This window comes from Paenibacillus sp. Aloe-11, from assembly GCF_000245715.1.
GTDB classification, from domain to species: domain Bacteria; phylum Bacillota; class Bacilli; order Paenibacillales; family Paenibacillaceae; genus Paenibacillus; species Paenibacillus kribbensis.
In genome coordinates this window covers 536,344-563,176 of the sequence record NZ_JH601050.1, presented here as the reverse complement: position 1 = coordinate 563,176, position 26,833 = coordinate 536,344, and the positions used below count along the sequence as shown (strand labels likewise).

Below are 26,833 nucleotides of genomic sequence, written 5' to 3'. Positions count from 1 at the left end.
CATCCATACCCACAACAACAACATACATAAGCCCGCTTTCAATCCTTGTTGCAAACATCTTCGTACATCCATCTAGAATATTCCTCCTTTGTTTCTCATATTAAAGATAATATATATATTCCTAATATAACTTTTTTTGAGAGTAGTTCCAACTATTTTACCGTAAAAAGATTGTGAATCTTTGCTGAATTTATCCGAGTGAATACGAAGCAAAAAAGTGCCTATTAAGATACTTGAATTGCTAGCGATTAGTACAATTTTTAGATGCTGTAGGCAAGTTCTCAAACAAAAAAACACGCCCACAAGTGGCGTGTTTTGTAATTATGAATCTCTCTCCAACCCACTCCCTCTAAACCCTTACTTCCAAAGCTCGTCCGCAATCTCTTTAATGAAGGCAAGCTTTTTCCACTGCTGCTCTTCCGTTAAAATATTGCCCTCTTCTGTGGAAGCAAAGCCGCATTGCGGGCTGAGGCAGATGTGATTGATATCGACAAATTGAGTCGCTTCCTTGATGCGGTTAATGACTGTCTGCTTGTCTTCCAGCTCTCCCGTTTTGGAGGAAACGAGGCCCAGTACGACCTGCTGATCTCTTAGATGCTTGAGCGGAGTGAAATCGCCTGCACGGTCGGTATCGAATTCGAGATAGTAGCCGTCGATGTTGTCGATACCGAACAGGGTTTCGGCAACAGGCTCGTAGCCGCCTGAGGAAGCCCAGGTGGAATGGTAGTTGCCACGGCATACGTGAGTCGTAACGACTAAGTCAGCCGGGAGATCGTTCACGGTTTCCTGATTCACGCGGGCGAACAGCTTTTTGGTTTCTTCCACATTTTCGCCTGCGTGCTGTCTGGCTTCCCAATAGTTTTTATCGCAGAGCATGCCCCATGTGCAATCATCCAGTTGCAAGCTGCGGCAGCCCTCATTATACAACGCTTGGATCACGGATTTGTAAGCTTTGGCGATATCTGTTACCAGCTCGTCCAGGTTGCTGTAATAGATGTCCGTTGTTTCTTTATTCTCTCCACGCAGCAGCTCGGCCAGAAATTGTGCCGGTGCAGGGATCGTTTGGCGGGCAATGGCATCCTCACCTGTTACTTGCTTCAGGAATTTGAAATCTGCAATAAAAGGGTGACGGGAATGCCCAATTTTACCGGACAGGCGTGCGGTTTCCGCTCTGGTTTCCACGCCTTGAAACTGGTAGCCATTGGAGATCTGTACCTTTTCCACGCCGTCCAGGCCCCACATAAAATCAAGATGCCACCAGGAGCGTCTGAATTCGCCGTCTGTCACGGCTTTCAGCCCTACCGATTTTTGTTTTTCCACCAGCTTGATAATTTCGTTGTCCTCAATCTTTCTCAGCTCATCCGCAGAAATTTCGTTATTTTGAAATTGAATTCTGGCGTCTTTAATCGCTTGCGGACGCAGAAAACTGCCGACCATATCATGTCTGAAAGGGGTCACTTTACGTTGGGATGCATTGTCAAGGATGCTGCTCATTAGGGTTATCTCCTTTTTACTTCTGTAGTGAAGTTCTTGCAAGAAAGATAACATACATTTTCAGCTATAAGGTAACTCCAATAAACTATAGCTGGTTATAGCCTAAAGCTATACCCCATTTTTTATTCCCCTATCGCCTCATGCAGCGCTTCTACATAAACGGTAGCCAGCTTGGAGAGCGCAACATTTTTATGACAAATCCATCCCACATTAATAGACTCATCGCATTCCAATGGCACGGAAATAATCTCGTTACCGTTCAGATCCGCACTGATGACCCCGGTAGAAATGGTATAGCCGTTCAAGCCAATCAGCAGGTTAAAGAGGGTCGCCCGGTCGTTGACACGGATGCTTTTGGGGTGCGACAACGTGCTGAGAATTTCCTCGGAAAAGTGAAAGGAATTATACTCCCCTTGCTCAAAGGACAAATACGGATAGGGTCGAAGCTGATCGATGGTTACCATGGATTGCCGGGACAACGGGTTTTTGCTGCTGATAAAAATATGCGGCTTCGCCGTAAACAGGCTGTTAAATTGTAGGTTCGCATCTTTTAGCAGCTTGTGAATGACCTTGGCGTTAAATTCGTTCAGATATAAGATTCCGATCTCACTGCGCAAGCTTTTGACATCCTGTATGATTTCATGAGTCTTCGTCTCCCGCAAAGCCAGCTCATATTCATCCTGTCCATACTGATTCACCAGGTTAACGAATGCATTTACGGCAAAAGCATAATGCTGTGAGGACACGGCAAAATGCTGTGGTGAAGGCTTGGCATCCAGATAGCGGTTTTCCAGCAGCTCCGCCTGCTCAACCACCTGGCGCGCATATCCGAGGAATTCCACGCCTTCCTTGGACAAAGAAATCCCTTTATTGGTACGCTCAAAAATGGTGATATGAATTTCTTCCTCCAGATCCCGAATCGCGTTCGACAGGCTGGGTTGGGAAATAAACAACCGTTTTGCCGCCTCATTCATGGAGCCACGATTGGCAACCTCGATCACGTATTTTAATTGTTGTAAGGTCAATGCTTGATGTCCTCTCGATTTGTGTTTTCTCTATTATATAATACATAATCATACTTCCGGAAAAGGAATAATGGATGTTTGAATGAACTTTAATTAACGAATTTCGCCATTCGTGGCAATCAGCTTTTGATACCAATAGAAGCTTTGTTTACGAATGCGACGCAAATCTTTGAGATCAAACTCTTCCCGATCAACATAGATAAACCCGTAACGCTTACTGGAGCCTTGATGAGTACTGACAAGATCAATCGCAGACCACGGACAGAAACCAAATACTTCTACGCCATCTGTAATAGCCATTTGAATCTGCTCGATATGTTTCTTGAAAAAGTCAATACGATAAGGATCATTTACTACATCGCCTTCTTCAAGCTTGTCAAAAGCCCCCAAGCCATTCTCTGTCACGATTAAAGGCAAATGGTAGCGAGAATAGATTTGGCGTAACGTGGATCTAAAGCCGACCGGATCAATCTCCCATCCAAACTCTGTTGTTTGCAGGTTAGGGTTCACGGAACCTCGGTATGCCCCTGGTTCACCTACAATTTCATGTTGATCTCCTGTATGTGAAAAATCATTTCCGTCATCTAAACTTTCTCCTACGGTTTGAGAGGTATAATAATTAAATGCGATAAAGTCCGGGTTCCCCTTCGCTAAAATTTCCATATCCCCTTGTTCAATGACAGGCTCATAGCCTTTTTCGACCAAATAGCTCCACGCAATGTGATTGTAACGGCCAAATACAGCCATATCCAGGTAGAGCCAGTTTCGAATGGCCGCATAGTTGTCTGCCGCCAATGTATCTTCCGGCTTGGAACTAGCCGGATAAATGACCCCAATATTCGGCGCTGGTCCAATTTTCGCGTCAGGCAACATGTCATGGCACAATACCATGGCTCTTGCTTGCGCTACCAGCATATGATGATTTTGTTGGTACAGTACCTTCTGCGGATTTTCCAGACTTGTATATAATGTGCCAATAGAACCGGGATGGAGGATCAACATATTCTGCTCATTAATGGTTAGCCAATATTTCACCCTGTCCCCAAAGTTCTCAAACAACGTTTTGGCATACTGCTCGAAGGCATCAATGGTCTCCCTGTTCGACCATCCGCCTCGTTCTTCAAGAGCATAGGGAAGATCAAAATGATACATGGTAACAATCGGTTCAATACCGTATTTAAACAGTTCGTCTATTAAGGATCTGTAGAATGCAATTCCCTTTTGATTAACTTCACCTGCACCTTGCGGATAAATTCGTGTCCATGCAATCGAGAACCGATACGCCTTAAAGCCCATTTCAGCCATCAAAGCTACGTCTTCTTTGAACATATGGTAATGATCACTTGTTACCTTAAAATCAGTGACCCCTTCCACGTGATTGGCCATGTCAATGACCGATGGGCCTTTTCCATCTTCGTTCCATGCGCCCTCCACTTGATAAGCGGAAGTCGAACCTCCCCAGAAAAAGTTTTCGGGAAATGCTTTCAATTGGTGATGTTTCATAATATAGTCCCTCCAGTTGTCGTTACACAACTAATGTTAACAATACTTCATTTTTCTGAATTTGCTCCTGATTTGTCTCAAAAGTGTCCACTTTATTTTTCGTCTGTGTGACGATGACAGGTGTGACGATTTCGTATCCTGCTTCTATAATCTGCTCCCTATCAAATTGGATCAGCAGGTCCCCTTGTTTTACGATATCTCCCTCTTGAACTGCCGGATTAAAATACTTGCCTTTCAGGGCTACAGTATTAATTCCAACATGAATCAATATCTCTGTGCCCGCATGGGTAGTCAAGCCTATGGCGTGTCCTGTGGGAAACAGTGAGGTTACAACTCCATCTATCGGAGCTACAACCTCACCGACAGACGGTTCAATGGCTAAACCTTTTCCCATAGCACCTGTAGAAAATGCAGAATCGTTAACTTGTCTCAGCGGTGCAATCTTGCCTGTGATGGGGCTGTATATGGTTTCTTTCCTGATGTCAACAGCCTTGCTTACTGTAATAACCGACCCAGATTCTTCCACTTTTGTGGAGTCAACCGTTTTCGAATTCTCTCTTCTCCCCTTTCTTTCATACCCAAAAGTAAGGGTCAGTACCGTTGCCACCGTAAATGAGCACGCAATTGCAATAACGTAAACCAAGGTTGGCGTATAAACTGGAATAGCAAAAATGTTGTGAAAAACATAAGCTGTCATTTTTACTCCAAAATGTCCATTAATAGCTCCGCCTGCAGCCCCTGCGATAATAACAATCGGTATAGCACGTTTAAAACGAAGCACCAGACCATAGATGATTGGCTCTGTCACACCAGCCAGCAACCCTGTAATACTCGCCGAACCCGCAAGGGTTCTAAGCGTTTTATCTTTTTTCGCCTTCAGGAAAAAACCGAATGCGACACCAATTTGAGCAAATACGGCGGCGGCGGCCATCGCCTCAATCGGATCACCGCCAATGCCGATATTGTGAATCGAGATCGGTGCAAAACCCCAGTGAAGTCCGAAGACGACCATAAACATCATAAAACCGCCAAGAACTATCCCTGACAAAATGCCGCTTACACCAATTAACCATGTCACCCCTGACGAAATCCAATCACCTACCGTTGTACCGAAGGGGCCGAATGCGATCGCAGATAACGGAACCATAATCATCAAAGCCAGCATCGGAACTAAAAACAGCTGTAAATCCTTAAAAATAATCTTCTTCAAAAGCTTATCCACAAAGGCATATATGCTGATAGATATGAAGATCGGAAAAACGCTGGACGAATAATCCATCATGACGACCGGTATTCCCAGAAATGATACATCAGAACCTTTGTCCATCAGCCCCGTAAAATTGGGTTCCATCAGAGCTGCACCAATAACACCGGCTACGTAAGGGTTCGCCTTCAGCTTTATACCGAGCGTGATCCCGAGCAAAATCGGCAAGAAGTAAAATACTGCATTCCCCGCAGCGGACAGGATCAGGTAGGTATCACTTGTCGCAGACATCCACCCCAGCAAGGTCAGAACAGTCAGGAGTGCTTTCAGCATACCCGAGCCTGCCATCGCCGAAATCAGCGGGGAGAAACTGCCGGAAATAACTTCAAAGATCGTAGATACAACCGATGTCTTCTTCCCACTTGATTCACTAGTTACTTGGGTATCCGATCCAAAATCCCTGTTTTTCATGATCTCCGTATATACATAGGCAACGTGACTCCCAATAACCACTTGAAATTGTCCCCCGCTTTCGACAACGGTAATAATGCCTTCATGCTTCTCCAGTCCCTCTCTTTCGGCCTTTCTTGAATCTTTCAGGTCAAATCTGAGACGTGTAGCACAATGGACAAGCCCATTGATATTTTCTTCACCTCCGACAAGACGTACGATATCATCGCTCATTTTCTTATAATCCATGTTCATTCTCCTTTTGGTTAGATTGCCTGAAAACAAAAAAATACCTAAACGAAAGGCCAGTAAGATCAAAGAAAATGATCTCTGCCATTCATTTAGGTATCGCCTGCTTAACCAGTAACAATCCTTATATTTAAGTTGTGAGCCTACTATAAATCACTCTGAAATCGTTTGCAAGCGTTTTTTTCTATGAACTAGCCATATCTTTTCTAGTGGTTACACGTTGTATATGAATCGTCAGATACACTTTTTCGTCAATCGACATAGCACTTTCATGCTTCAATTCCAAATACTGATTAATTAAATGGGTACACTGAAAAGCCTTCGCATACTTATCTTTGACCTGCTCATACAAAAAGTTGTCACCCGAAGCCCGTTGCTCTTGTTCATTACTCAGCAATCTTTGTGCAAAGTATTGCAAATGAGTAATAAACCGGGAATAGTTACATGAAGTTTCATCCAGCTCCAGCTCATAGTAATCGGTTACGATATTAAAAATATCATCAATGATCTCTGTAATTTCAACCGTTTGTTTCATTCCCTGACCGTCTTGTCTTGCATTTACAAAATGCATGGCAATAAAGCTCGCTTCATGCTCATCCATTTGAATGCCAAATTGAGCATCAATGATATCCAGCGCGCCCATCCCAATCATAAATTCTTTTTTGTAAAATTTTTTAATTTGCCACAAAAGCGAATTTTTAACACCGACTGACTTTCTATAGCGGGATATGGCGAATTGAATATGGTCAATCAGAGAGATATAAATGTTATCACTAAAGATATCTCCCATTTCTTGTTTCGCGTTTCCCACAATTTCATCCGCTACTTTCAAATACGCTACAGATGTTTCTCCAATGAGATCAATTAATTTTTGCGGAATCTTATCTGATTTTAGCACAAAGGTTTTTTCTATTTTTTCCACATCGACTCTCTGACCATTTTTCTTTTTAAAGCCCAGACCATTTCCGATGACAACAAATTCATGGCCTACCTGATTCTCGGCCCGAATGACATTGTTGTTAAATATTTGCCGGATGATCATCTATCTGCTCACCTCGTTAATTAATGAAAAAGTTCATAGTAACAAAAAAAACCCAAACAACGACTAAATAAATTAGTCATTATTTGGGTATCGCCTGCCGACCAGTAACAATCCCGAAGAACACTAGCTCTTCACTCAATTACCTTTATTATACAGCTTTCACGCAAGAATAACAATACAATCCTGTATAGAGGTTATCTGATGAATATAATTAAGCTCCAAATCAGATAAAGATGCTCAGCAACATAACGATACCGAAAGCGCTGAACCCGAGAATGGTTTCCATGACCGTCCACGTTTTCAGCGTTTGCGGTACGGAAAGGTTCATATATTCCTTGACAATCCAGAAGCCGGAATCATTAACGTGGGATAAAATGATGGAGCCGGCTCCGGTGGCCAGCACCAGCAGTTCCGGGCTAACTCCCGGCATCGTGGCAGCGATCGGAGCGACAATACCGGCCGCGGTCGTCATGGCTACCGTGGCGGAACCGACGGCTGCACGGATAAGGCCTGCAATGACAAAGGCAAGTACAAGCGGCGACAAATGCGCATGCTGGGCAAAACCTGCAATCGCATCACCCACACCGCTAGCGGTCAAAATCTTGTTGAACCCGCCGCCTGCGCCGATCAGCAGGATGATAGAAGCGACCGGACCCAGGCAATCGTTCGTAAACTTCAGCAGCTGCTTGCTGTCAAAGCTGCGTGCATAGCCAAAGGAGTACAGCGAGAACAACAAGGCAAGCAGCAAAGCAATAATTGGACTGCCGATGAAATCAATGACCTGTCTAAAGCCGTTGGTTTCCGGCAAAATCAGATCCACAATCGTCGCCATCAGCATCAGAATAACTGGCAGCATAATCGTGAAGAGGGTAATGCCGAAGCCCGGCAGCTCTCTTTCTCTCGTTTCCGTAAATTGCTCCATCAACTCACTGGAAGCTTCTACTTTAATACGTTTGGAAATCCAGCTTCCGTAGATCGGACCCGCAATCGCTGCGGACGGAAGAGCAACGATAAGCGCAAGAAAGATCGTTTTACCGATATTGGCGTTAAAAATACCTACAGCCAGCATGGCCGCCGGATGCGGTGGAATGAGACTGTGCACGACCGCCAATCCAGCTACGAGGGAAATCCCGATTTTGATCAGCGAGGTTCCGGTATGCTTGGCTATAACGAATACGAGCGGGAACAACAGCACGATACCTACTTGAATGAATACCGGGATACCGCAAATGACTGCGACTACCATCATGGCCCAATGGACATTTTTTTCACCAAACACACGGACCATGGTTTTGGCAATCTGCTCCGCACCGCCGGACTCAGCCATCAGCTTACCCAGCATTGTACCCAAACCAAGTACAATGGCGATAAAGCCGAGCACACTGGCTACACCCTCCTGATAAGCTGTCACAATACTTTTCAGCGGCATGCCTGCAATAAGACCCATGAACACGGCGCCAACGATGAGTGCGACAAACGGATTCATTTTCACTTTAGCGATCAGCAGAATCAGTCCAATAATAGAAATAAGTGCATACAATAACAAACTCGCATCATGACTGAGACCAAATACGGAATACATGTTATAACCCCCTTGATTAAGTAAGCGCTCTCTAAGTTTGTTGAAAAACAGGGGTTCCCCCTGCTATTTTTCGATTTTCTCTACGGTTTCGAGCAATGTCCGTTCTCCACCCACATTACCGGGGAATACGATATATGGAATTCCACTAAATTTGGCTTCGTCTCCGGTCAGCCATACAGGGATGCCCGCCGCAACCTGACCCAGAACACGCGCTTTACGGATGGCAAGACCTTTGGTCGCCACATCACTGGAAGTGATTCCACCCTTGGCAATGATAAACTTGGGTACCGTCTCAAGCGATTGTACGATTTCGACCAGTGCACCGGATACCGTCTGGCTAATTTTGAAATTGTCGGCTTTGTTGTCCACCGCGATCAGCTTGCGGCTACTGTATACCACCACATTGCTGCCCGCAGCCAGTCGCTGGTTCGCTTCCGCAATGACGCGGCTTAATTCCTGTGTGTAGCCCTCTGAATCCAGTACTCGCTCCACATCAATTTCAAGTCCCACAATTCCCGGATACGTAAGCAGTTGCTCCAGCTGCCGCGTTGTTTTTTGGACATAGGAACCAACGACGACAATACCGCCATGTCCTTCCTGTCCACTTGCAATCAGTTGTTCCTTCGGCAGATATTCCTGATCGGATATCCCGGCATACGATTTTACAAAGGAAGCGGCTGTGCGGAAAATAAACGATTTCCCCTGCTCCTCTGCTTGCAGCAGCCCCAATGACAGTACATCCATATCCGCATACGAAAGCACATTGACGATGATCGGCACGTTATTCTTCGCTTGCAGCAGCACATCTCGAACAGCGTCCGGTCCCTTGCGAATGTGCTCCAATGAAATGACGAGACATGCCGAGGCTTGAATACGGCCTTCTGTTTTTTCCTCCACCCAAGCCGTCAGATCACCGTTTTCATAGCCAAATACCTTATCCTTGGCAAACTCCGTTTCATGTACTGGGATCAGTGCATCGTCCTCCACCATGTAGTGAGTGTTGCCTCCGGTTACTCGTCCAGCCTCGAAAAAGGCAGGAATGATCAGATGACCATCATAGCTCCGTCCACTCTGACGCGTGCCTTCTTCTGCCAGAACGTCCGTTTCCAGCGGATAATACCCACGCAGCATGGAGTCACTGCGGCTGACAAAGGTAAAAGCTTGTCCCTTTTCCGTGGCAACCGCCTGTACGTTGCGGGCAATTTCGCGGTTAATGCGTTCTGCGGTTTCCGCATCAAGGCCACGTGTATTGGTCAGGATATAAAAGAGCGTTTCCGGCGAGTCGAATGCTTCACGAAGCAATGCTTCATCCCACTGCGTCAAAACATCGATATCATGAACCGTTTGGACTCCCGTCGGGTCATCGTCCAAAACGATAATTTTCCGGCCTCTGGCATCATTGATACGTCGAATCTCCTGTCGCAATCCCTTGTGATCCCATTCAGAAGGCAGCTGTGCTTGAAGTGCTGACAACGAGGTATATCCTGGTTTTACATTCATGTGATCTCCACCTTATTCAAATTCTTGATTAGCATGCTCTACCTACTCTGCTTTTACCTGTACACCTGCGAGTTTTTCAAAATATTGCACGATTCCGCCGTGATCATCCGCTGCTTTTCCATCAACCTTGAGTGTATGGAATATTTCCAGCAGTTGGCTGCTAAGTGGTAACGGTACGCCGATATCATGAGCGGTTTCCATGACATTCGTGATATCCTTGAGATTAATATCAATCCGTCCGCCAGCTACAAAATTGCGTTGTAGGATCAAAGGAACTTTAGCGTCCAGTACCGCACTGCCTGCCAATCCGCCACGGATTGCCTGAAACATTTTCTCAATATTGATGCCTGCCTTAGCTGCAAACACAAGCGCTTCAGACATGGCCGCGATATTCAGATTGACGATGATTTGGTTAGCCAGCTTTGCCGTTGCACCACAGCCGTTATCACCGACTAGAGTTACATCCTTGCCAAGCACATGCAGAACGTCCAGCACTTGCTCAAACACCGACTCCTGACCGCCAACCATAATCGCCAATGTGCCATCAATCGCTTTCGGCTCGCCACCGCTCACAGGAGCATCCAGCATATGCAGACCAGCCTCAGCAGCCTTAACCGACAGCTCTTTGGAGACGACGGGAGAAATAGAGCTCATATCTACGATAACGCTTCCAACAGCAGCCCCTTTTAAAATCCCGTTCTCACCCAAAATGACCTCCTTCACGTGATTGGAATTCGGCAGCATCGTAAAAATGATGTCACTGCGCTCTGCAACTTCCTTCGGTGATGCCGCTGCATACGCCCCTGACGCGACCAAAGCAGCAACGGCCTCCTGATTAATATCAAATACGGTAAGTTCGTAATCCGCTTTCATAAGATTCAACGACATCGGACGCCCCATAATGCCTAATCCGATAAATCCAATTTTCTTTGTCATCATAAATTCCCTCCATCACAAATTCAGATTTAGTTTTCGATTCAGATTTTTGTAAAAATCCATTTGTAAATGCTTTTTATCACTTGTAAGCGCTATTATTTTGTCTTTATGTCTGAAATTGTACACAATAAATTAATTTTTGTATACAAAAATTTAAAAATTGTATCAAATTTTCTTCAATACATAGGATAAACATTGTTTAACCTCCAGCTTTTCGCTAAAGTAGACGTAGAGGTGAATGACATGCAGTACAGCAGCAATAACTCCCGTACAGCGCACCAGCAATCCTATGAAACGCTACGTGACATGATCCTGAACGGAACTATCCCTCAGGGAACCAAGCTGGTCGAGGAAAAGCTTGCCACACAGCTCGGTGTGAGCCGTACACCTATCCGTGAATCCATCCGCAAACTGGAGCAGGAAGGGCTTATCGTGAATAAGCGTGTAGTCAAGCTATCCGAAACTGACCTGCGCAACACCTTTGAGCTGCGGATGCTGCTTGAAGGGCATGCGGCGCGAAGCGCGGCGGCCTACCTGTCCGAGACAGAACTGGTGGCCTTGGAGCAATGTGTAGATATTGGGCGAACTGGCTCGCTGGATGAAGTAATGCAGGCGAACAAAGAGTTTCACGAGATCATTATGAGAGCCAGCAATAACTCGATGATGATTGATTTATTTGACCGAATGCAATCGGTTATTTACTTATTCCGTCATACCGTTGTCTACTATCATCGCCCCTTTCTGATTGACGAGCATCAGCATATTTGTGAGGCTATCCGGGCACATGACGGTGATACAGCGGAACGGCTGATGAAGCAGCACCTTCAAGCCGATCTGGATTTTTGTCTGCATCTGATCAGATAGCCCTTCGCTTTATTCATCTCCATACCATGCCAAAAAAAACCGCCCAAACACTTGGAATCCCTTGTGCTTGGCGGTTTTTTAGTTAAGGCACCAGCATCAGCAATATATGTCTTCGTCCCGAAAACTACTTATGCAGCTGGTTAAGTAGCTTTATAGGCGATAACTCCAAACGATGTATAAGGAAAAAGCCGCCAAACACTCAGAAACCTGGTGTTTAGCGGCTTTACGATGATGAAAACCAAAGGAAGTGCGTTGATGCCGGTTATTTCGCTGCGAGAGTCTTTTTCCACAGTCCCAGAATGAACGCGGATATCACGGAGCCAATTGCCACTGCAAGCAAGAACAGCAAGGCATGATTGGCAAGAGCTGCTACAAAGATACCGCCATGCGGAGCTGGAAGATTGATCTGCCAGAACTGCGTCAGACCACCAGCAATCGCTGAACCTACGATACAAGAGGTTAGCACGCGCAGCGGGTCAGCAGCTGCGAACGGAATGGCACCTTCTGTAATAAAGGACAAACCGAGTACATAGTTCGTTAAACCGGACTTGCGCTCTTGCTCGGTAAATTTATTTTTGAAGAACGTCGTAGCAAGTGCGATTGCCAGCGGAGGTACCATACCGCCCGCCATAACAGCAGCCATCATAGCCCCGTTGGTGTTGCCACTGGAAGTAAAGACACCGATCGAAAATGCGTAAGCCGCTTTGTTGAAAGGTCCGCCCATGTCAATCGCCATCATTCCACCCAAAATGAGACCCAGAATGACTGCATTACCTGTACCCAAATTGTTCAGAACATTGACAAGCCATGTATTAATTCCGCCAAAAATCGGATCGAACAGATAGAACACAATCGCGCCAGCAATAAGGAGTCCAAATACCGGGTATAACAAGATTGGTTTTAAGCCTTCCAGCGCTTTTGGCAGACCTGCCAAAGCCTTGCGCAGGAAGATAACCACATAACCAGCCAGGAAACCTGCTGCCAGACCACCAAGGAAGCCTGCATTCGAGTTAACGGCCATCAGACCACCAACCATACCTGGCATCAGTGCCGGACGATCCCCTATACTCATCGCGATAAACCCGGCCAATATCGGAATCAGGAAGTGGAACGCACCTGTTCCGCCACCAATCGTTTGCAGCAGCTTGACGATCGGATTTTCTGTTCCCAATACCTGTTCGAACAAGAAGGAAATCGCCAGTAAAATCCCGCCGCCTACAACAAACGGCAGCATATGAGAGATACCATTCATTAGATCCTTGTAAATTTTACTTCCGACACTGGTCTTTTCTTCTTTCGTTTCCTGTGCGTTCCCCTTGCCTTCACTACGGTAGATTGGAGCATCGCCGTTGAGCGCTTTGCGGATCAGCTCTTCAGGTTTACGAATACCGTCACTTACCGGTCTTTGCAATACAGGCTTACCGTCAAATCTGGCCATTTCAACCTTTTTGTCAGCAGCAACGATTACACCTTTGGCACGACGAATTTCATCCGCTGTCAGTACGTTTTGCGCACCTTCTGATCCATTCGTTTCTACCCGGATGTTTACACCCATCTCTGTCGCTTTCTTAATGAGAGCGTCTTCAGCCATAAACGTATGCGCGATACCTGTAGGGCAGGCGGTCACTGCAACCACAAACTCATCTGAATTCGGGTTACCCACGATAACATCCGGCGTTTTCTGTGCTTTGGCAGCCTCTTTCTTCGCCTCTTTTGCTTCTTTAGCTGCTTCTTCTTCCGCTTGCTTGGCATCAAACAGCTCCGACACTTCGTCCGGTGTTTGCGTTTTCATCAACTTGTCGATGAAATCGGTATCAATGAGCAGCCGGGAAAGAGCTGCGAGTGTACGAAGATGTGTATTAGCTGCACCCTCTGGAGCCGCAATCATGAAAAACACTTTTGCAGGCTCTCCATCCAGCGATTCGAAATCTACGCCTTTACTGCTCTTGGCGAAAACCACGGTCGCTTCATTCACAGCTTTGGTCTTGGCATGCGGCATCGCAATGCCGCCACCAATGCCTGTGCTCGATTCTGCTTCGCGTTTGTAAATCATTTCCTTGAACAATGCCCGGTCATTAATGCGGCCACTTGCTTCGAGACTGGCGATGAGTTCCTCAATCGCCTCGTCTTTTGTCGTAGCCTGCAAATCCATGATCATCGTTTCTTTAATCATCAGGTCTGTTATTCTCATTTTTCACACTCTCCTAAGTTCGGTCAGCGTGTAGACACACGCATAATAAGCTCATGGTGTAGCGGGATTACCAATTTGAAATCGTGACTTGCGGCCGTAATTGTTCAATTTTCTCTCTAGTAGCCAGATCATCGGAGAACGCGGTTGCGCTTCCGGATGCCACTCCTGTACGGAATGCCTCGATCGGATCGCCAAGCAGAGCCAGCGTACCCACGAATCCAGCAATCATTGAATCACCTGCGCCTACAGAATTTTTAACCGTTCCTGCTGGTACATTTGCGTGATACACTTCATCTGCCGTAATGAACAATGCCCCTTCTCCTGCCATGGAAATCAGTACATTTTTTGCACCTGCTTCCAGCAGCTTACGGCCGTAAGTGACGATCTCCTCCTTTGAATGAATAGTTACGCCAAACAACTCAGCCAGCTCATGGTGATTCGGCTTGATGAGCAGCGGCTTATGAACCAGTGCCTTCATCAGCGCCTCACCTGTGGTGTCGATGACGAATTCAGCCCCGGTTTGCTGGCATACACGAATCAACCGACTATAGAAGTCTCCTCCAAGTGACGGCGGGATACTTCCCGACAAGACGACAATGTCATTTTTCTGGAGACCCGACAGCTTCTGAACCAACGCATTCGCCTCATGCTCATGAATTGCAGGTCCCAAGCCGTTAATTTCCGTTTCGTCGCCATGCTTGAGCTTTATGTTGATCCGCGTATCGTCTTCGATGATTACAAAATCAGTTTTAATGGATTCTTCCCGCAATGTATCATCGATAAACCTGCCTGTGAATCCGCCGAGAAAGCCAATCGCCGTGTTGTCTGCTCCCAATTGGTTCAGTATCCGGGATACATTAATTCCCTTGCCACCCGGCAATTTTAAATCTCGTTTCATCCGGTTCAAATCACCAAGCTTCAAGTCGTCAACTTCCACGATATAATCAATAGAAGGGTTCAGTGTTACTGTATATATCATTGTTATCCCTCGATTATCTTAGTTTTCTGAGCAATGGATCGGCGTGAGCGTTCAGGCACCGATTCGGTAATAAGGATAGCTTCCTTGAGTTCAAATAGTTTGGCGAAGGTAACCTCTCCGATTTTACTGGAATCCGCCAACACATAGGTTTTGCCGGACAGCTGGTGGGCTCGCCGCTTAATCAGCGCCTCTTCAGGATCAGGGGTGGTATACCCCATTTCCACATCTACCCCGTTCGTTCCAAGAAAGCACTTGTCGAATCGAAAATTGTCCAAATTCTGCAGGGCAATACTCCCGATTACCGCTTTGGTATGAGTTTTCATCATCCCTCCCAGTAGATAGCTTCTGATTCGCTTGCTTACCAGTGCCTCTACGTGGGATAGTCCATTCGTCACGACCGTCACGTCTTTAGCTTCAATGTAAGGAATCATCGCCATCGTTGTTGTTCCCGCATCCAGATAAATACATTCGCCATCCAAAATTTCTTTGGCTGCCATACGGGCGACTACATTTTTTTGTTGAACGTTTTTGAATGTTTTTTCGTCCATGCCAGGTTCCTGGCTTTTTTGATTCAGCAAGGTTGCCCCACCATGAATCCGCTTTAGCAACTGACGGCCTTCAAGATCTATCAAATCACGCCGAATCGTTGACTCAGAAGCTCCCAACAGATCAGCTAATTCCTGCAATTTTACAACACCACATTCTTGTAAGCGCTGTATTATCAACTTGTATCTTTCTTCCGTCAGCATCTTCATTCCTCCAACTGTTCATATCGTACCACAAACTCCACAAAAAACAATCATTTTTATTCAAAAAACTTCAAAAAACTTCATCTCAACTTCTTTTTTTTACAAAATGGTGAATTCCTGCTCCTATCATCATGGTTGCGTTTACATTGTAAGGAAAGGATAGCCATTTTTATGTAAATCCATTCTTTTTACATAAGAATTCAGCCATAAACGTTCAGAAACATTCTGAAAATGAACCAGCCCCATTTTACCACGATTTAAAAGCTGTTGTGGATTCCAATGACCAAGCCATCCTATCCTTTGCTCCCTACGGTCCTATGTCTATATGTAAAATGGATTCATACGAGTGTTTTTGGATAGGAAAAGACCCTGGCCGTCAGGCCAGAGCCGATTAAATCTCGTCCTATTTGGAATGATCCGTGCATGTGCGGAAGCTTTGGACTATTCAGCACTGATACCGTCCATCCAGTTAAAGAGCTCATCCAAGTCATAATCTCCTCTGTGTGGCACGCCCCAAGCTAACGCGAAGTCAACGTTCAGGCCGCTGTTCTTCAGATCCGCCGCCAGGATGGTTGGAATAGCCAGGGACGTATCACTGTCCATGGTGCCGAAGCGGATTCGCCAGTTGCTAGCATTGGTAGCCCCCTCTTTACCGATGTAATTCATAGGGTTCATCATCTTTATGATGTCCGCGTCGGCAAGGGTGCCGTTTACTTTGCTATGTGCCACGCCATACTGGGTAAAATGTTGTCCTTTGGTGGTTGCAATACCAAAAAGATCGTTCTCACCATTGCTTAAGTCCAATCCATCGAAGGCCGAAGGGGTCTTCATTCTGCCCATGTATGCCACGCATTGATCAAAGTCGATGTCTGTGACCCTTCCGTCTTGGACTGTAATCCAAGTCAGATTAGAAAGATCCGTACCGCCATCTAGCGCTTTTTGCGCTGATGCGATCAAAAAGGATTTAATGTAATCTTGAAACGTACCGCTACCGTCTGCTTTCAATGTCAACAAACTCCCTCTCGTATCGGTAAGATTCAGACTATTGACATATGCAGGAAACATTTTTTCCAGTTCATTGGAAACGCGGATTTGGTCCTCCGTCAAAGTACCTTCAACCCAAACTCTCTCTGCGTTAAAATCTGTATTTGCGGGCATTTGCAATTTTTTATAAGTATAAATGCCGCTGAACTGCCATTCATAGGCCATGTCCGCATATTCCAGATTCGTGATGGGAGTGTAGGCGGAGACAGCGAAGATGTCGTCACGCTTATCAGCTGCGCCAATTGCTTTCAGATAAGGCTCGTATTCTGCGCTGTTGCCAGTGGCGCCAAGCAGAGCAGAGAGTGCGCCTCCCGCACTGGTTCCATTGGAGATGATCTTCTCGGCATCACCCGGCATGGCCTCGTCATTATAGCGCAGATAGCGAACAGCGGCTTTCAGGTCCACTATGGCCGCAGGTGCTTTGCCGGTATATTGACCGTTCTCGTCCTGCGTCGTTCTTCCGCGCGCACCAGGCGCTGCCACCACATAGCCTTTTGATAGGGCAACCAGCGCCGCATTTGCCTTGCCATCACGTTCTTCGCCTGGGCTTCCTGGACCCGAGGGCATGTAGCCACCGACCGAATTCGGGAAGAAAATGGGGGCCGTGTCCGCAGTATAGCTACCGATGGCTTCACCTTCATAGTAAGCTTTGGGAATATAAATGTTCATGATCTCGTATTTCACATCCACAGGATTCTTTACATAAACAATGTTTTCATAGGCACGGTAGGTAATAGGCTTGCCATCCACTGTTAAGGTCTTTTCCGTGTAGTTGGCCGTGTTGAAATTAAGGCCATATTCCCCGGTTTTATCTGGGGCTGCAGTGGATACAGCGGCAAATGGCATGCTCAACAGAGAAAATATTAGAATAGAGGTAAACCATTTTCGAGTTTTCATTTTTTTGTCTCCTTTTTTTTAAAATTAAAAAAAATATTAGGAAGGATACACTCCCTACGTCATGAACAATAACAAAACATTGTGGCAAAAAAATGGCATTAAACCATTTTTTTCACTTATCTAAAACGCAGAATAATACTCGATTATCTTTCATTAAAATCTCCTAATAGTAAAAAGGAACGTCGTGCCTTCTCCCCATCTGCTTTTGACCTCCAACTTTTCACCTAGCCCATTTACGATTTCTCTAGCAATAGACAATCCAAGACCGCTTCCATTTCCATTGTGGGATTTTTCACTTTTGTAAAACCGTTCAAACATATATGTAAGGTCCTCTTCTGCAATTCCTGTTCCATTATCTGAGACGAAAATGGTAATATACTTGGAATGAATTGTGGCATCCAGGGTAATTTTCCCGTCCTCATGAACAAATTTCATCGCATTATCAATAATGATACTTAATAATTGTATGATTTTGTCCCAATTGGAATAAACATCTGGCAAATTCTTTGCCCGATCGGAAATCTCAAATGCGAGTCCCATTTCATCTGCCAGTAAGGAATACTTTGAGACTATAAACGCAATCAATTCATTGGAACTTAATTTTTGCTTATCCCAAAATTCCTTTTTATATTGCATTTTTGATAGTTCTAAAACATCACCAATTAATCTTTGCAGGCGAGCGCATTCGGTTAAGATTATGCTATAGTAGTTATTTTTTTTCTCTTCGTTTTGAATCATTCCGTCTGCCAACGTTTCTGTTAAAGCCCTTATAGAAGTGATGGGTGATTTTAACTCATGACTGATATTCGTAATATAATCTCTGCGTACATTTTCCAACAGCTTCATTTCTTTTACATACGATGACAAAAAATAGCCGATCACCATCGTCCCCAATAAAAGAGTGGCTGTAAACACCAAATAAAAACCGTTTAGTACAGCTTGGAATTCACTGCTTGGCTCCAATAAAAATACTACGCCGGTCGCTTTTCCGTTACGGACAATCGGAGTACCGACCACTACAGATTTACTTGGCAAGCCGCTAATATTTTTAAATTCGGCCCATTTATTTTCGATTAATACTTGCGGGATATACTCCGTAAGCGCATTTTTAAATACTTCTGGATCAATATCGAACAGAACGGGCCCTTTTTCTGCTTCTGTTTCAAATTCATTGCCATTAAGGTCATAAGCTTTCAAAATAAATGGATCAGCCTTTTTTGAAATCGTATTTTTTGCGCCTTCTGCCATATCAGCTGCTATTATAGACACCAAAGGAAACAGGTCCTTTAATTTATAATTCAAAAAAATTTGCTTAATGGCATAGGTCCCCCCAAGATGCCCTAAAATAAAACAAAGCAGTATAGCAATATAAATCCCTTTTTTGTTCGAGACAAACTTTTTCATGATAAATTCTCCATTCTATAACCCATTCCATAAACAGACTTAATTTCGAACCCGATATTTTCCTGCGGCAATTTTTTTCTCATTCTTTTTATCAGATGATCTACGGCTCTTGTATCGCCAAAATAGTCATAGCCCCATACTTTATTCAAAATTTGTTCTCTTGATAATACTTTATTTTTATTGATCGCAAAAAAAATAAATAATTCAATTTCTTTTGGTGTAAATTCCATTTTCTTACCCCGAATATGTACCTCAAAGGTGCTTTGGTCAATCTTCATTTCACCTATAGTCAAAATCTCTCCTTGTTTCGCTAATGCATAATTCACCCGCTTCAATATGGTTTTTACGCGAGCAATGACTTCCCGGGGTGAAAATGGTTTTGTAATATAGTCATCTGCGCCTAGCTCCAAGCCGAGTATGCGATCAAACTCTTCATCTTTCGCACTTAGCATAATGATAGGAACATCACTCTCCTTACGAATATTCCGACAAACTTCCGTACCAAAAAGTCCTGGAAGCATAACATCCAAAATCACCAAATCGAAACGTTCCTGTTTCAGTTGTATAAGTGCGTCCTCACCGTTGTATACCGATTCAAATTCCATGCTTTCTGCCAGCAAATAAGCAGAGATGCTTTCATGAACAGCTACATTATCATCACAAATTAATACTTTTACTTTTTCAAGCACACCATCACCTCTTTTTGTTATTTATTAGATTGAACAATTGTACACTTCTTTTTTTGTAAAATTCAAACATAATCCATAAAATAACCATAAAAAAAACCGCCAAACGTGATGGGCATATCCCTGTGTTTAGCGGTTTGTTTCTATAATCCAAGTAATTCATTGGAATTTTTATCCGTATCAAGATTGGCCCAATCAGGTTCTCTCCCGTCTCCGGTAGCTGTTTCTGGAACGGTACTGCTGCGGAGCTCTCGCCGGATAACGTGCGGGAAAAGAAAACATATGGACCAGATGGGTAAACGGAATGGAAGCGAACAGAAGAAACGCCAGGATGATGTGAAGCTGAAACACGAAAGGAACCATGGCCATCAACCCGTATTGCGGATTGAAGGTGAATAGGCTGCGAAACCAAGGCCCGATGGTCGTACGGTATTCATAAGTCACCACCGTCGTATTATACACGATGGTCATATAGGTTCCGATGGCAGCGATGATCAGGACTAAACTCACTGCAAAATAATCGCCAAAACCCGCATGAGTCCTTACCCGGCGGTTCAGGATTTTGCGCAGGAGCAGAAGAACCAGACCGACGACGACCATCAGACCGGCAAACCCGCCCCCCGCGATCGCAAATATATGATAGGTCTCATCGGATATGCCGAAGAAATGATAAACACTGCGCGGGATCAACACACCCATGATATGGCCAACAAACGCAAAAATGATCCCGTAATGGAACACAGTCGAACCGATTCTGAGCCATCTCTTTTCAAAAATCTCCGTGGAAGGCGCCGTCCAGCTGACCTGGCGAAAAGCAAACCGATAGAGCAAGCCGAAGATCATCACCGCCAAGGTGAGATAGGGAAACACGACCCACCAAAAGATACCAGTCATCACATTATACCTCCATTCCATTGCACGTTTTGTAGACGGGTAAATCCGAATCGCTACGAGCCGTGCCATCCATGCCAAACAGGATAGGGTAAGGCAGCTCATCCAGATCGGCGCTCTCCCGCTTGCTCTCCAGCATACGAATCTCTTCTTCCGTAGGGACCTCGAAAACATCGGTCATCAGAAAGTTCAACAACCCGGAATAGGGGCTGTCTTCAGACAGATGCTTCCGAATCCGCTCCGTGGCTGCGGCCAGCCGGAGTTCCAGCGCGCGCACATGAACATTGTCGGACCTTACCGCCAGCAGCTCGTACAGCAGCGGAATAAAGTCGCACAGCTCCCCGCTCGGCATCATAAAGCCCGCATCCCGGACAATATGCTGAAGCAGAATCAGAGCTGCCCCACGTTCCCGACTGTCACCCAATTCATGAGCGGTCAGATAGAGTCCGGTCTTTTCCTTCCAATCGAACGTCCACACATAAACTTCCTGAAGCTCCTTGGGAGGAACCGAGAAGATGGCCTCCGCCGCCTGGCCAAACCTGCTCGCCAGCTCATGATCCTTCATTTCCTCTCGGACAGCTGCAAGCAGTTCCTCCTTCATTTCCTGAAAATCCTCACAGGGATATCCAAGCAATCTGGCGCAGGCTGCGAGTAAAACGGGCTTATGTTCCATCATCAGTGATCCTCCCTTGGGAAAAGATGTGACATGACCGCGCTTGACGGGGTAATGGATTCGATGCTGCAGGCCCCTTGCTTGTAGTGAAGCTCTTTCGCGCCATCCATTTCCCTTCGGGCAGTTGGAATCACAAACCTTTCGTTATATTTGGCAACAGCGAACAATCGGGTCATCTCTTCAATTTCCTCCACCGTCATTCCCGCCTCCTCCAAAAGCTGACTGTGCCTGAGATCATCCATGCCGCCAACGGCTCGCTGCCGTCTGTGTACACGCATGGCGGTCATTTTAAGCAAAACCCTGCGGATGACGGAGGTGTCTCCTGCCGTAAGCAGAGATGCCAGATACTCCATCGGAATCCGCATCTGATCGACGGCGGGAATATAGTGATCGGTCTGCAGCTCGTCTTCTTCGATATGGTTCATAATCGGGCTAAGCGGCGGAACGTACCACACCATAGGGAGCGTGCGGTATTCCGGATGAAGTGGCAGAGCAACCTTCCACTTCATGGCAAGCTTATAGATCGGCGAGCGCTGTGCCGCATCGATCCAGGAATCGTTGATCCCGCTTCTTCTCGCCTCCTTGATCACTTCCGGCTCGAAGGGATCAAGGAACACCGAAAGCTGGGATTCATACAGATCCTGCGGATTCTCTACGGAAGCGGCCGCCTTGGCCCGATCCGCGTCATAAAAGACGACACCGATATAGCGGATCCGGCCCACACAGGTTTCCGAGCAAACCGTGGCCAGGCCCGCTTCTGTTCGCGGGTAGCAGAAATTGCATTTTTCCGCCTTGTGCGTATTCCAGTTGTAGTATACCTTGTGGTAGGGGCAGCCATTGGGACAGAATCTCCACCCCCGGCAAGCGTCTTGATCCACAAGTACGATACCGTCCTCCTCCCGCTTGTACAGAGCTCCGGATGGACAGGAAGCCACGCAGGAAGGGTTCAGACAGTGCTCGCAAATGCGGGGCAGGTACATCATGAACGTCTTCTCATACTCCATGGCGATGTGTTCCTGAAGCTGCTTGACATTCGGGTCCAGCGGTACGATCTCGCTTCCGCCGGCCAGGTCGTCATCCCAGTTCGGGCCCCAGTTCGGCTTGTCCATATATTCGCCGGTAATCAGGGATACGGGCCGCGCGACCGGAAGATGCTTCCGCTTGGGGCTATGAATCAAGCTATCGTAATCATAGGTCCACGGCTCATAGAAGTTGTCCAGACTAGCCATATTCGGATTGTAAAAAATATTCGCCAGCTTGGTGATCGGGCCCCCCGCCCGGAGTGACAGCTTTCCGTTTCGCAGCACCCACCCGCCTTTAAATTTCCTCAGGTCTTCCCATTCCCGAGGGTACCCGGGACCCGGACGGGTTTCCACATTGTTGTACCACATGTATTCCGTTCCGGGACGATTGGTCCACGTGTTCTTGCAGGTCACCGAACAGGTATGGCAGCCGATGCATTTGTCCAGGTTCATGACCATGGCGACTTGTGCTTTAATCCTCAAGCCAGTCAACCTCCTTCAGCGGTCGGATGATTGTCATCGTATCTCTCTGACTTCCTGTCGGCCCGTAATAATTGAACCCGTAGCTCAATTGGGCATATCCGCCGATCATATGTGTCGGCTTCATCGTAATCCGGGTCACACTATTATGGGTACCGCCGCGCTGCTTGGTGATGGAGGTGCCCGGCACGCCAAGCGTGCGATCCTGGGCATGGTACATATAAGCGATTCCCTCTGGAATCCGGTAAGTCAGCACCGCTCTTGCAGCGATGACTCCATTCCGGTTGTATACCTCAATCCAGTCGTTGTCCTTGATCCCGATCGAGGCCCCGTCTTTTTCGTTCAGCCAGACGACCTGCCATCCACGGAACAGCGTCGACATTTGATTGGTGTCGGTAAACATCGTATGAATTCCCCATTTTTGGTGCGGGGTCAAATAACGGATCGTCATCGTTTTCCCTTTCGCTGGCACTTCTTTTTCACCCTTAAAAAAAGGAATGTGCTCCAGCGGCGGCAAATAAAGCGGCAGCCCTTCACCAAAATCCAAAATCATCTCATGGTCCAGATAGAAGCTCTGCCGGCCCGTTAAAGTACGCCACGGAATGCTGTACTCCGTATTTAAGGTAAAAGGCGAATATCTCCGATTGTCCTTCTCCAAGCCGCTCCAGACCGGAGTTGAGATCGTATGCCGGGGCTGCGCAGTAATATCCAAAAGCGTGAAGGCCTCTTCTTCCCGCGGTTTGGAGATGTCCTCCAGCTTTTTACCGGTTTTGGCCTCTAGCGAACGCCAGCCTTCCACGGCCCGTTCCCCGTTCGTGGCGCCGGACATCAGCAGAATCGCTTCGATCACCTGTTTATCCCGGAACAAATCCGGCTGTCCTTTGCCAGTCCCCTCATGTTTCGATGCCCCCAGCCGCCCCATAAGCTGGTTGTAAACCTTGTCGCCGGGAATTTTAATCCCCTTTGTTCCATAGCCCTTTTTAATGTTCGGTCCGATGGTAATCATTTTTCCATACACGTTCGGATAGTCACGCTTTACCAATAAAAAACGGGGCATCGTTTTGCCGGGCACTGCCTCCGTCTCCCCCTTGCGCCAATCGCGGATTTTTCCGTGAACCTGGGCGATTTCATCCGGACTGTCATGGCCGAGCGGCGTCATGAGAACATCCTCGCAGGCTGGCAAATGTTTCTCCGCCAATTGGGAGAACGTTTTGGCGATTTCCCGAAAAGCGTCCCAATCGCTTTTGCTTTGCCAAGGCGGTTCAACAGCCGGATTAAACGGATGGACAAACGGATGCATATCCGTCGTGCTTAAATCGTATTTTTCGTACCAGGTCGCTGCTGGCAGCACGATATCCGAAAACAGCCCTGAACTCGTCATTCTGAAATCCATGCTGATGAACAAATCGGTTTTGCCTTCCGGTGGAACATCATCCGTCTTCACCGTCTCCGGCCGCCACGAATGGCTGGGGTCTGTCAACACCTGATTGTCCGCCCCGATCAAATGCTTGGCAAAGTACTCATGCCCTTTACCGCTATCGCCAAGCAGATTGGACCGCCAGTTGAAAAAGACACGCGGGAAATTATTCGGATCATTGGGGTGCTCCACCGCAAAATCCAGTTCTCCCGCTTTAACCATTCTCGCAATTTCCTGCACGGCTTCCTGGTCGTCCGAAAACCCTTTTTCCCGAACCTGTCTGGCCACATCGATGGAATTCTGGCTGAATTGCGGGAAGGAAGGCAGCCACCCGAGCCTTACGGCCAGCGCATTGACATCCGCAGGATGCATATGGTTAAACCGCCCGCCCCAGGATGGTTTCTGCTCCTCATTGGCCTTGGCCTCATAACGGAACTGCTCTGTCGCGAAGTAGAAGAAGGAGGTTCCGTTTTGTAACCGGGGAGGCTTGATCCAGTCTCCGGCAAAGGCGATTTGCTGCCACCCCTCCACCGGCCTTACCTTTTCCTGACCCACATAATGGGCCCAGCCGCCGCCGTTTACCCCCTGGGAGCCCGTGAGCAGCACCAGATTCAGAATGGACCGATAGATTTGATCGCTGTGATACCAGTGATTCGTTCCTCCGCCCATAGCGATCATTGATTTTCCGCCCGTCTTGGCCGCATTTTCGGCAAACTCCCTCGCTACCTGAATGCAATGGGATTTCTTAACGCCGGTAATCGCCTCCTGCCAAGCTGGAGTGTAGGGCTTCAGATCGTTATAATCGACCGGATAATCACCCGGCAGTTGCTGTCTAGGTACGCCCACATGAGCCATCATAAGGTCGTAAACCGTCACGACTTTGAGCGTCCTGCCTTCCTCACTCGGCAAATGTTTTACCGGAACCCCGCGCCGGACCGTCCCTCCTTCCGCTTCCGCAAAATAAGGAAAGTCAACGAGAGCCACTTCATCCGCTTCATCAATAAATGACAACAGGGGGTCCAGCGCTGTCCCATCGGGCTTTTCGAGATCCAGATTCCACCTGCTGTCCTGATCCCAACGGAAGCCCTGGCTGCCGCCCGGAACCGTTGGCGCTCCTGAAGCGGCGTCCCAGACTACCGTTTTCCATTCGGCCAGCTCCTGGGCATCGCCCAAGTCGGAGGCACGAAGGAAGCGGCCTGAACGAAGCGCATCGGCGTGTTCCTCCAGGATCACGAGGAAAGGCAGGTCTGTAAATTTTTTTACATAATTCATAAAATAAGGGACTTGCTGATCCACGTAAAATTCTTTGAGAATGACGTGGGTCATGGCCATGGCAAGCGCGGCATCGGTCCCGGCTTTAGCCGGCAGCCAAATGTCCGCGAACTTTTCATATTCGGAATAATCGGGGCTGACCCCGACCACCTTAGTGCCGTTATAACGGGCTTCCACCATGAAATGCGCATCAGGAGACCGGGTTTGCGGAATGTTGGTCCCCCAAATAATAAAATACTTGGTGTTATACCAGTCGCCGCTTTCCGGCACATCAGTTTGTTCTCCCCAAACCTGCGGCGAGGCAGGAGGAAGGTCTGCATACCAATCATAAAAACTGAGGATAGTCCCGCCAATCAGCGACAGGAAGCGTGTCCCTGCCGAATAACTCACCATGGACATGGCGGGGATCGGGCTAAAGCCAACGACACGATCCGGACCGTATTGCTGAATGGTATGGATAATAGAGCTGGCAATCATCTGACAGGCATCATCCCAATCCGCCCGGACGAAGCCGCCTTTCCCTCTGGCCTTGACATATCTGTCGCGCTTTTTGGGATCACTGACGATGTTTTTCCAGGCCATGACCGGGTCCCCCACAACTGCCAGCTCCTCACGCCACATGTCGTACAAATCGCCGCGGATATAGGGATACTTCACCCGGATCGGGCTATAGGTATACCAGGAAAAGCTTGCCCCGCGCGGACAGCCCCGGGGTTCATACTCGGGGAAGTCATCTCCCGTGGTCGGGTAGTCCGTTTTTTGTGTTTCCCAGGTGATAATGCCGTCCTTGACGTAAACATTCCAACTGCAGGAGCCGGTACAGTTGACGCCATGTGTCGACCGAACGACCTTGTCATGCTGCCAGCGTCCGCGGTATAGGCTCTCCCAATCCCGGGATCTGGGGCTTTCCTCAGTCCATCCCTCGTTAATGGCCTCTCCGCGCTGCAAGTATTTCAACGTTTCAAGCAGCTTGTTTTTATGCTCAGCCATTGTACAGATGCTCCTTTCCTTGCTGGTTTATCGGGTTAAACCTTTCCCCTGTCAGTTTGAAGCTGTCATGTCCCGACTGAAGCTCTTCCATAAACACTTCCCAATCCGCTGCGTTGCAAGCCGCGATCATCAGGCGCTGAAGCTCGTTCAGGTCCTGCAGCCGACAGATTTGTTCTTGCACAGGCTGCGGCACTCCGCCGAATCTCATCTCAAGCAAGGCAAGCAAATCATTCCGATCATCCCGGACAAACTGTTCCGTTTCCGCCTGATTCATCTGGTTCGCCTTCTT

20 protein-coding genes are annotated in these 26,833 nt (G+C 47.1%); 1 reads left to right on the top strand and 19 read right to left on the bottom strand.

Annotated elements, in window-relative coordinates; translation table 11 throughout:
• Nucleotides 1–357 precede the first annotated feature (357 nt).
• The 8 genes from WG8_RS08660 to garR form a co-directional block, all read right to left on the bottom strand.
• Complete coding sequence (locus tag WG8_RS08660) at nucleotides 358–1,494, bottom strand: 5-methyltetrahydropteroyltriglutamate--homocysteine S-methyltransferase (RefSeq protein WP_007429751.1); 1,137 nt, start codon at nucleotides 1,492–1,494, stop codon at nucleotides 358–360.
• Between the two features lie 122 nt (nucleotides 1,495–1,616).
• Nucleotides 1,617–2,519, bottom strand: coding sequence for a LysR family transcriptional regulator (locus WG8_RS08655; protein WP_007429750.1), 903 nt, complete (start codon nucleotides 2,517–2,519; stop codon nucleotides 1,617–1,619).
• 93 nt (nucleotides 2,520–2,612) lie between these two features.
• Nucleotides 2,613–4,022 carry a glycoside hydrolase family 1 protein gene (locus tag WG8_RS08650; RefSeq protein ID WP_007429749.1) on the bottom strand — a complete coding sequence of 470 codons (1,410 nt, stop codon included), beginning with the start codon at nucleotides 4,020–4,022 and terminating at the stop codon, nucleotides 2,613–2,615.
• A 22-nt stretch (nucleotides 4,023–4,044) separates the two neighbouring features.
• A complete protein-coding gene (locus WG8_RS08645) occupies nucleotides 4,045–5,925 on the bottom strand; it encodes a beta-glucoside-specific PTS transporter subunit IIABC (protein WP_007429748.1) in 1,881 nt (626 codons plus the stop codon).
• Between the two features lie 184 nt (nucleotides 5,926–6,109).
• Nucleotides 6,110–6,967, bottom strand: coding sequence for a BglG family transcription antiterminator LicT (licT, locus tag WG8_RS08640; RefSeq protein ID WP_007429747.1), 858 nt, complete (start codon nucleotides 6,965–6,967; stop codon nucleotides 6,110–6,112).
• A gap of 223 nt (nucleotides 6,968–7,190) precedes the next feature.
• Nucleotides 7,191–8,549, bottom strand: coding sequence for a GntP family permease (locus WG8_RS08635; RefSeq protein WP_007429746.1), 1,359 nt, complete (start codon nucleotides 8,547–8,549; stop codon nucleotides 7,191–7,193).
• Nucleotides 8,550–8,612: 63 nt separating this feature from the next.
• A complete protein-coding gene (locus WG8_RS08630; protein ID WP_007429745.1) occupies nucleotides 8,613–10,049 on the bottom strand; it encodes a four-carbon acid sugar kinase family protein in 1,437 nt (478 codons plus the stop codon).
• A gap of 42 nt (nucleotides 10,050–10,091) precedes the next feature.
• Complete coding sequence (gene garR / locus WG8_RS08625) at nucleotides 10,092–10,985, bottom strand: 2-hydroxy-3-oxopropionate reductase (protein WP_007429744.1); 894 nt, start codon at nucleotides 10,983–10,985, stop codon at nucleotides 10,092–10,094.
• A 243-nt stretch (nucleotides 10,986–11,228) separates the two neighbouring features.
• On the opposite strand from garR, the gene WG8_RS08620 reads away from it, so the two are divergent.
• Nucleotides 11,229–11,849 carry a GntR family transcriptional regulator gene (locus tag WG8_RS08620; RefSeq protein ID WP_007429743.1) on the top strand — a complete coding sequence of 207 codons (621 nt, stop codon included), beginning with the start codon at nucleotides 11,229–11,231 and terminating at the stop codon, nucleotides 11,847–11,849.
• Nucleotides 11,850–12,111: 262 nt separating this feature from the next.
• On the opposite strand, the gene WG8_RS08615 is transcribed toward WG8_RS08620, so the two are convergent.
• The 11 genes from WG8_RS08615 to WG8_RS08565 form a co-directional block, all read right to left on the bottom strand.
• Nucleotides 12,112–14,040 (bottom strand): PTS fructose transporter subunit IIABC, encoded by a 1,929-nt coding sequence (locus WG8_RS08615; protein ID WP_007429742.1) that lies wholly within the window; start codon nucleotides 14,038–14,040, stop codon nucleotides 12,112–12,114.
• A gap of 67 nt (nucleotides 14,041–14,107) precedes the next feature.
• Nucleotides 14,108–15,019 (bottom strand): 1-phosphofructokinase, encoded by a 912-nt coding sequence (gene pfkB, locus WG8_RS08610; RefSeq protein ID WP_007429741.1) that lies wholly within the window; start codon nucleotides 15,017–15,019, stop codon nucleotides 14,108–14,110.
• Nucleotides 15,020–15,021: 2 nt separating this feature from the next.
• Nucleotides 15,022–15,768 (bottom strand): DeoR/GlpR family DNA-binding transcription regulator, encoded by a 747-nt coding sequence (locus WG8_RS08605; RefSeq protein ID WP_007429740.1) that lies wholly within the window; start codon nucleotides 15,766–15,768, stop codon nucleotides 15,022–15,024.
• Between the two features lie 441 nt (nucleotides 15,769–16,209).
• On the bottom strand, nucleotides 16,210–17,709 hold the full coding sequence (locus tag WG8_RS08600; RefSeq protein WP_007429739.1) for a subtype B tannase: 1,500 nt from the start codon (nucleotides 17,707–17,709) through the stop codon (nucleotides 16,210–16,212).
• A 153-nt stretch (nucleotides 17,710–17,862) separates the two neighbouring features.
• Nucleotides 17,863–19,113, bottom strand: a complete 1,251-nt coding sequence (locus WG8_RS08595; protein WP_007429738.1) for a sensor histidine kinase — start codon at nucleotides 19,111–19,113, stop codon at nucleotides 17,863–17,865.
• Nucleotides 19,110–19,802, bottom strand: a complete 693-nt coding sequence (locus WG8_RS08590) for a response regulator transcription factor (protein ID WP_007429737.1) — start codon at nucleotides 19,800–19,802, stop codon at nucleotides 19,110–19,112. The genes WG8_RS08595 and WG8_RS08590 overlap by 4 nt, the downstream gene beginning before the upstream one ends.
• Nucleotides 19,803–19,994: 192 nt before the next feature.
• Nucleotides 19,995–20,693, bottom strand: coding sequence for a respiratory nitrate reductase subunit gamma (gene narI, locus WG8_RS08585; protein WP_007429736.1), 699 nt, complete (start codon nucleotides 20,691–20,693; stop codon nucleotides 19,995–19,997).
• A 4-nt stretch (nucleotides 20,694–20,697) separates the two neighbouring features.
• Nucleotides 20,698–21,366 carry a nitrate reductase molybdenum cofactor assembly chaperone gene (narJ, locus tag WG8_RS08580; protein ID WP_007429735.1) on the bottom strand — a complete coding sequence of 223 codons (669 nt, stop codon included), beginning with the start codon at nucleotides 21,364–21,366 and terminating at the stop codon, nucleotides 20,698–20,700.
• Nucleotides 21,366–22,868, bottom strand: coding sequence for a nitrate reductase subunit beta (gene narH / locus WG8_RS08575; RefSeq protein ID WP_007429734.1), 1,503 nt, complete (start codon nucleotides 22,866–22,868; stop codon nucleotides 21,366–21,368). Before narH ends, narJ begins: the two co-directional genes overlap by 1 nt.
• Nucleotides 22,858–26,544, bottom strand: coding sequence for a nitrate reductase subunit alpha (locus WG8_RS08570; RefSeq protein WP_007429733.1), 3,687 nt, complete (start codon nucleotides 26,542–26,544; stop codon nucleotides 22,858–22,860). The genes narH and WG8_RS08570 overlap by 11 nt, the downstream gene beginning before the upstream one ends.
• Nucleotides 26,537–26,818 carry a hypothetical protein gene (locus WG8_RS08565; protein WP_007429732.1) on the bottom strand — a complete coding sequence of 94 codons (282 nt, stop codon included), beginning with the start codon at nucleotides 26,816–26,818 and terminating at the stop codon, nucleotides 26,537–26,539. The genes WG8_RS08570 and WG8_RS08565 overlap by 8 nt, the downstream gene beginning before the upstream one ends.
• Nucleotides 26,819–26,833 lie beyond the last annotated feature (15 nt).

What these genes read in the sequence shown, in the direction of transcription:
- WG8_RS08660 (WP_007429751.1), bottom strand. Translation starts at nt 1,494, where the DNA reads ATGAGCAGCATCCTTGACAATGCATCCCAACGTAAAGTGACCCCTTTC.
- WG8_RS08650 (WP_007429749.1), bottom strand. Translation starts at nt 4,022, where the DNA reads ATGAAACATCACCAATTGAAAGCATTTCCCGAAAACTTTTTCTGGGGA.
- WG8_RS08645 (WP_007429748.1), bottom strand. Translation starts at nt 5,925, where the DNA reads ATGGATTATAAGAAAATGAGCGATGATATCGTACGTCTTGTCGGAGGT.
- licT (WP_007429747.1), bottom strand. Translation starts at nt 6,967, where the DNA reads ATGATCATCCGGCAAATATTTAACAACAATGTCATTCGGGCCGAGAAT.
- WG8_RS08635 (WP_007429746.1), bottom strand. Translation starts at nt 8,549, where the DNA reads ATGTATTCCGTATTTGGTCTCAGTCATGATGCGAGTTTGTTATTGTAT.
- WG8_RS08630 (WP_007429745.1), bottom strand. Translation starts at nt 10,049, where the DNA reads ATGAATGTAAAACCAGGATATACCTCGTTGTCAGCACTTCAAGCACAG.
- garR (WP_007429744.1), bottom strand. Translation starts at nt 10,985, where the DNA reads ATGACAAAGAAAATTGGATTTATCGGATTAGGCATTATGGGGCGTCCG.
- WG8_RS08620 (WP_007429743.1), top strand. Translation starts at nt 11,229, where the DNA reads ATGCAGTACAGCAGCAATAACTCCCGTACAGCGCACCAGCAATCCTAT.
- WG8_RS08615 (WP_007429742.1), bottom strand. Translation starts at nt 14,040, where the DNA reads ATGAGAATAACAGACCTGATGATTAAAGAAACGATGATCATGGATTTG.
- pfkB (WP_007429741.1), bottom strand. Translation starts at nt 15,019, where the DNA reads ATGATATATACAGTAACACTGAACCCTTCTATTGATTATATCGTGGAA.
- WG8_RS08605 (WP_007429740.1), bottom strand. Translation starts at nt 15,768, where the DNA reads ATGCTGACGGAAGAAAGATACAAGTTGATAATACAGCGCTTACAAGAA.
- WG8_RS08600 (WP_007429739.1), bottom strand. Translation starts at nt 17,709, where the DNA reads ATGAAAACTCGAAAATGGTTTACCTCTATTCTAATATTTTCTCTGTTG.
- WG8_RS08595 (WP_007429738.1), bottom strand. Translation starts at nt 19,113, where the DNA reads ATGAAAAAGTTTGTCTCGAACAAAAAAGGGATTTATATTGCTATACTG.
- narI (WP_007429736.1), bottom strand. Translation starts at nt 20,693, where the DNA reads ATGACTGGTATCTTTTGGTGGGTCGTGTTTCCCTATCTCACCTTGGCG.
- narJ (WP_007429735.1), bottom strand. Translation starts at nt 21,366, where the DNA reads ATGATGGAACATAAGCCCGTTTTACTCGCAGCCTGCGCCAGATTGCTT.
- WG8_RS08570 (WP_007429733.1), bottom strand. Translation starts at nt 26,544, where the DNA reads ATGGCTGAGCATAAAAACAAGCTGCTTGAAACGTTGAAATACTTGCAG.
- WG8_RS08565 (WP_007429732.1), bottom strand. Translation starts at nt 26,818, where the DNA reads ATGAATCAGGCGGAAACGGAACAGTTTGTCCGGGATGATCGGAATGAT.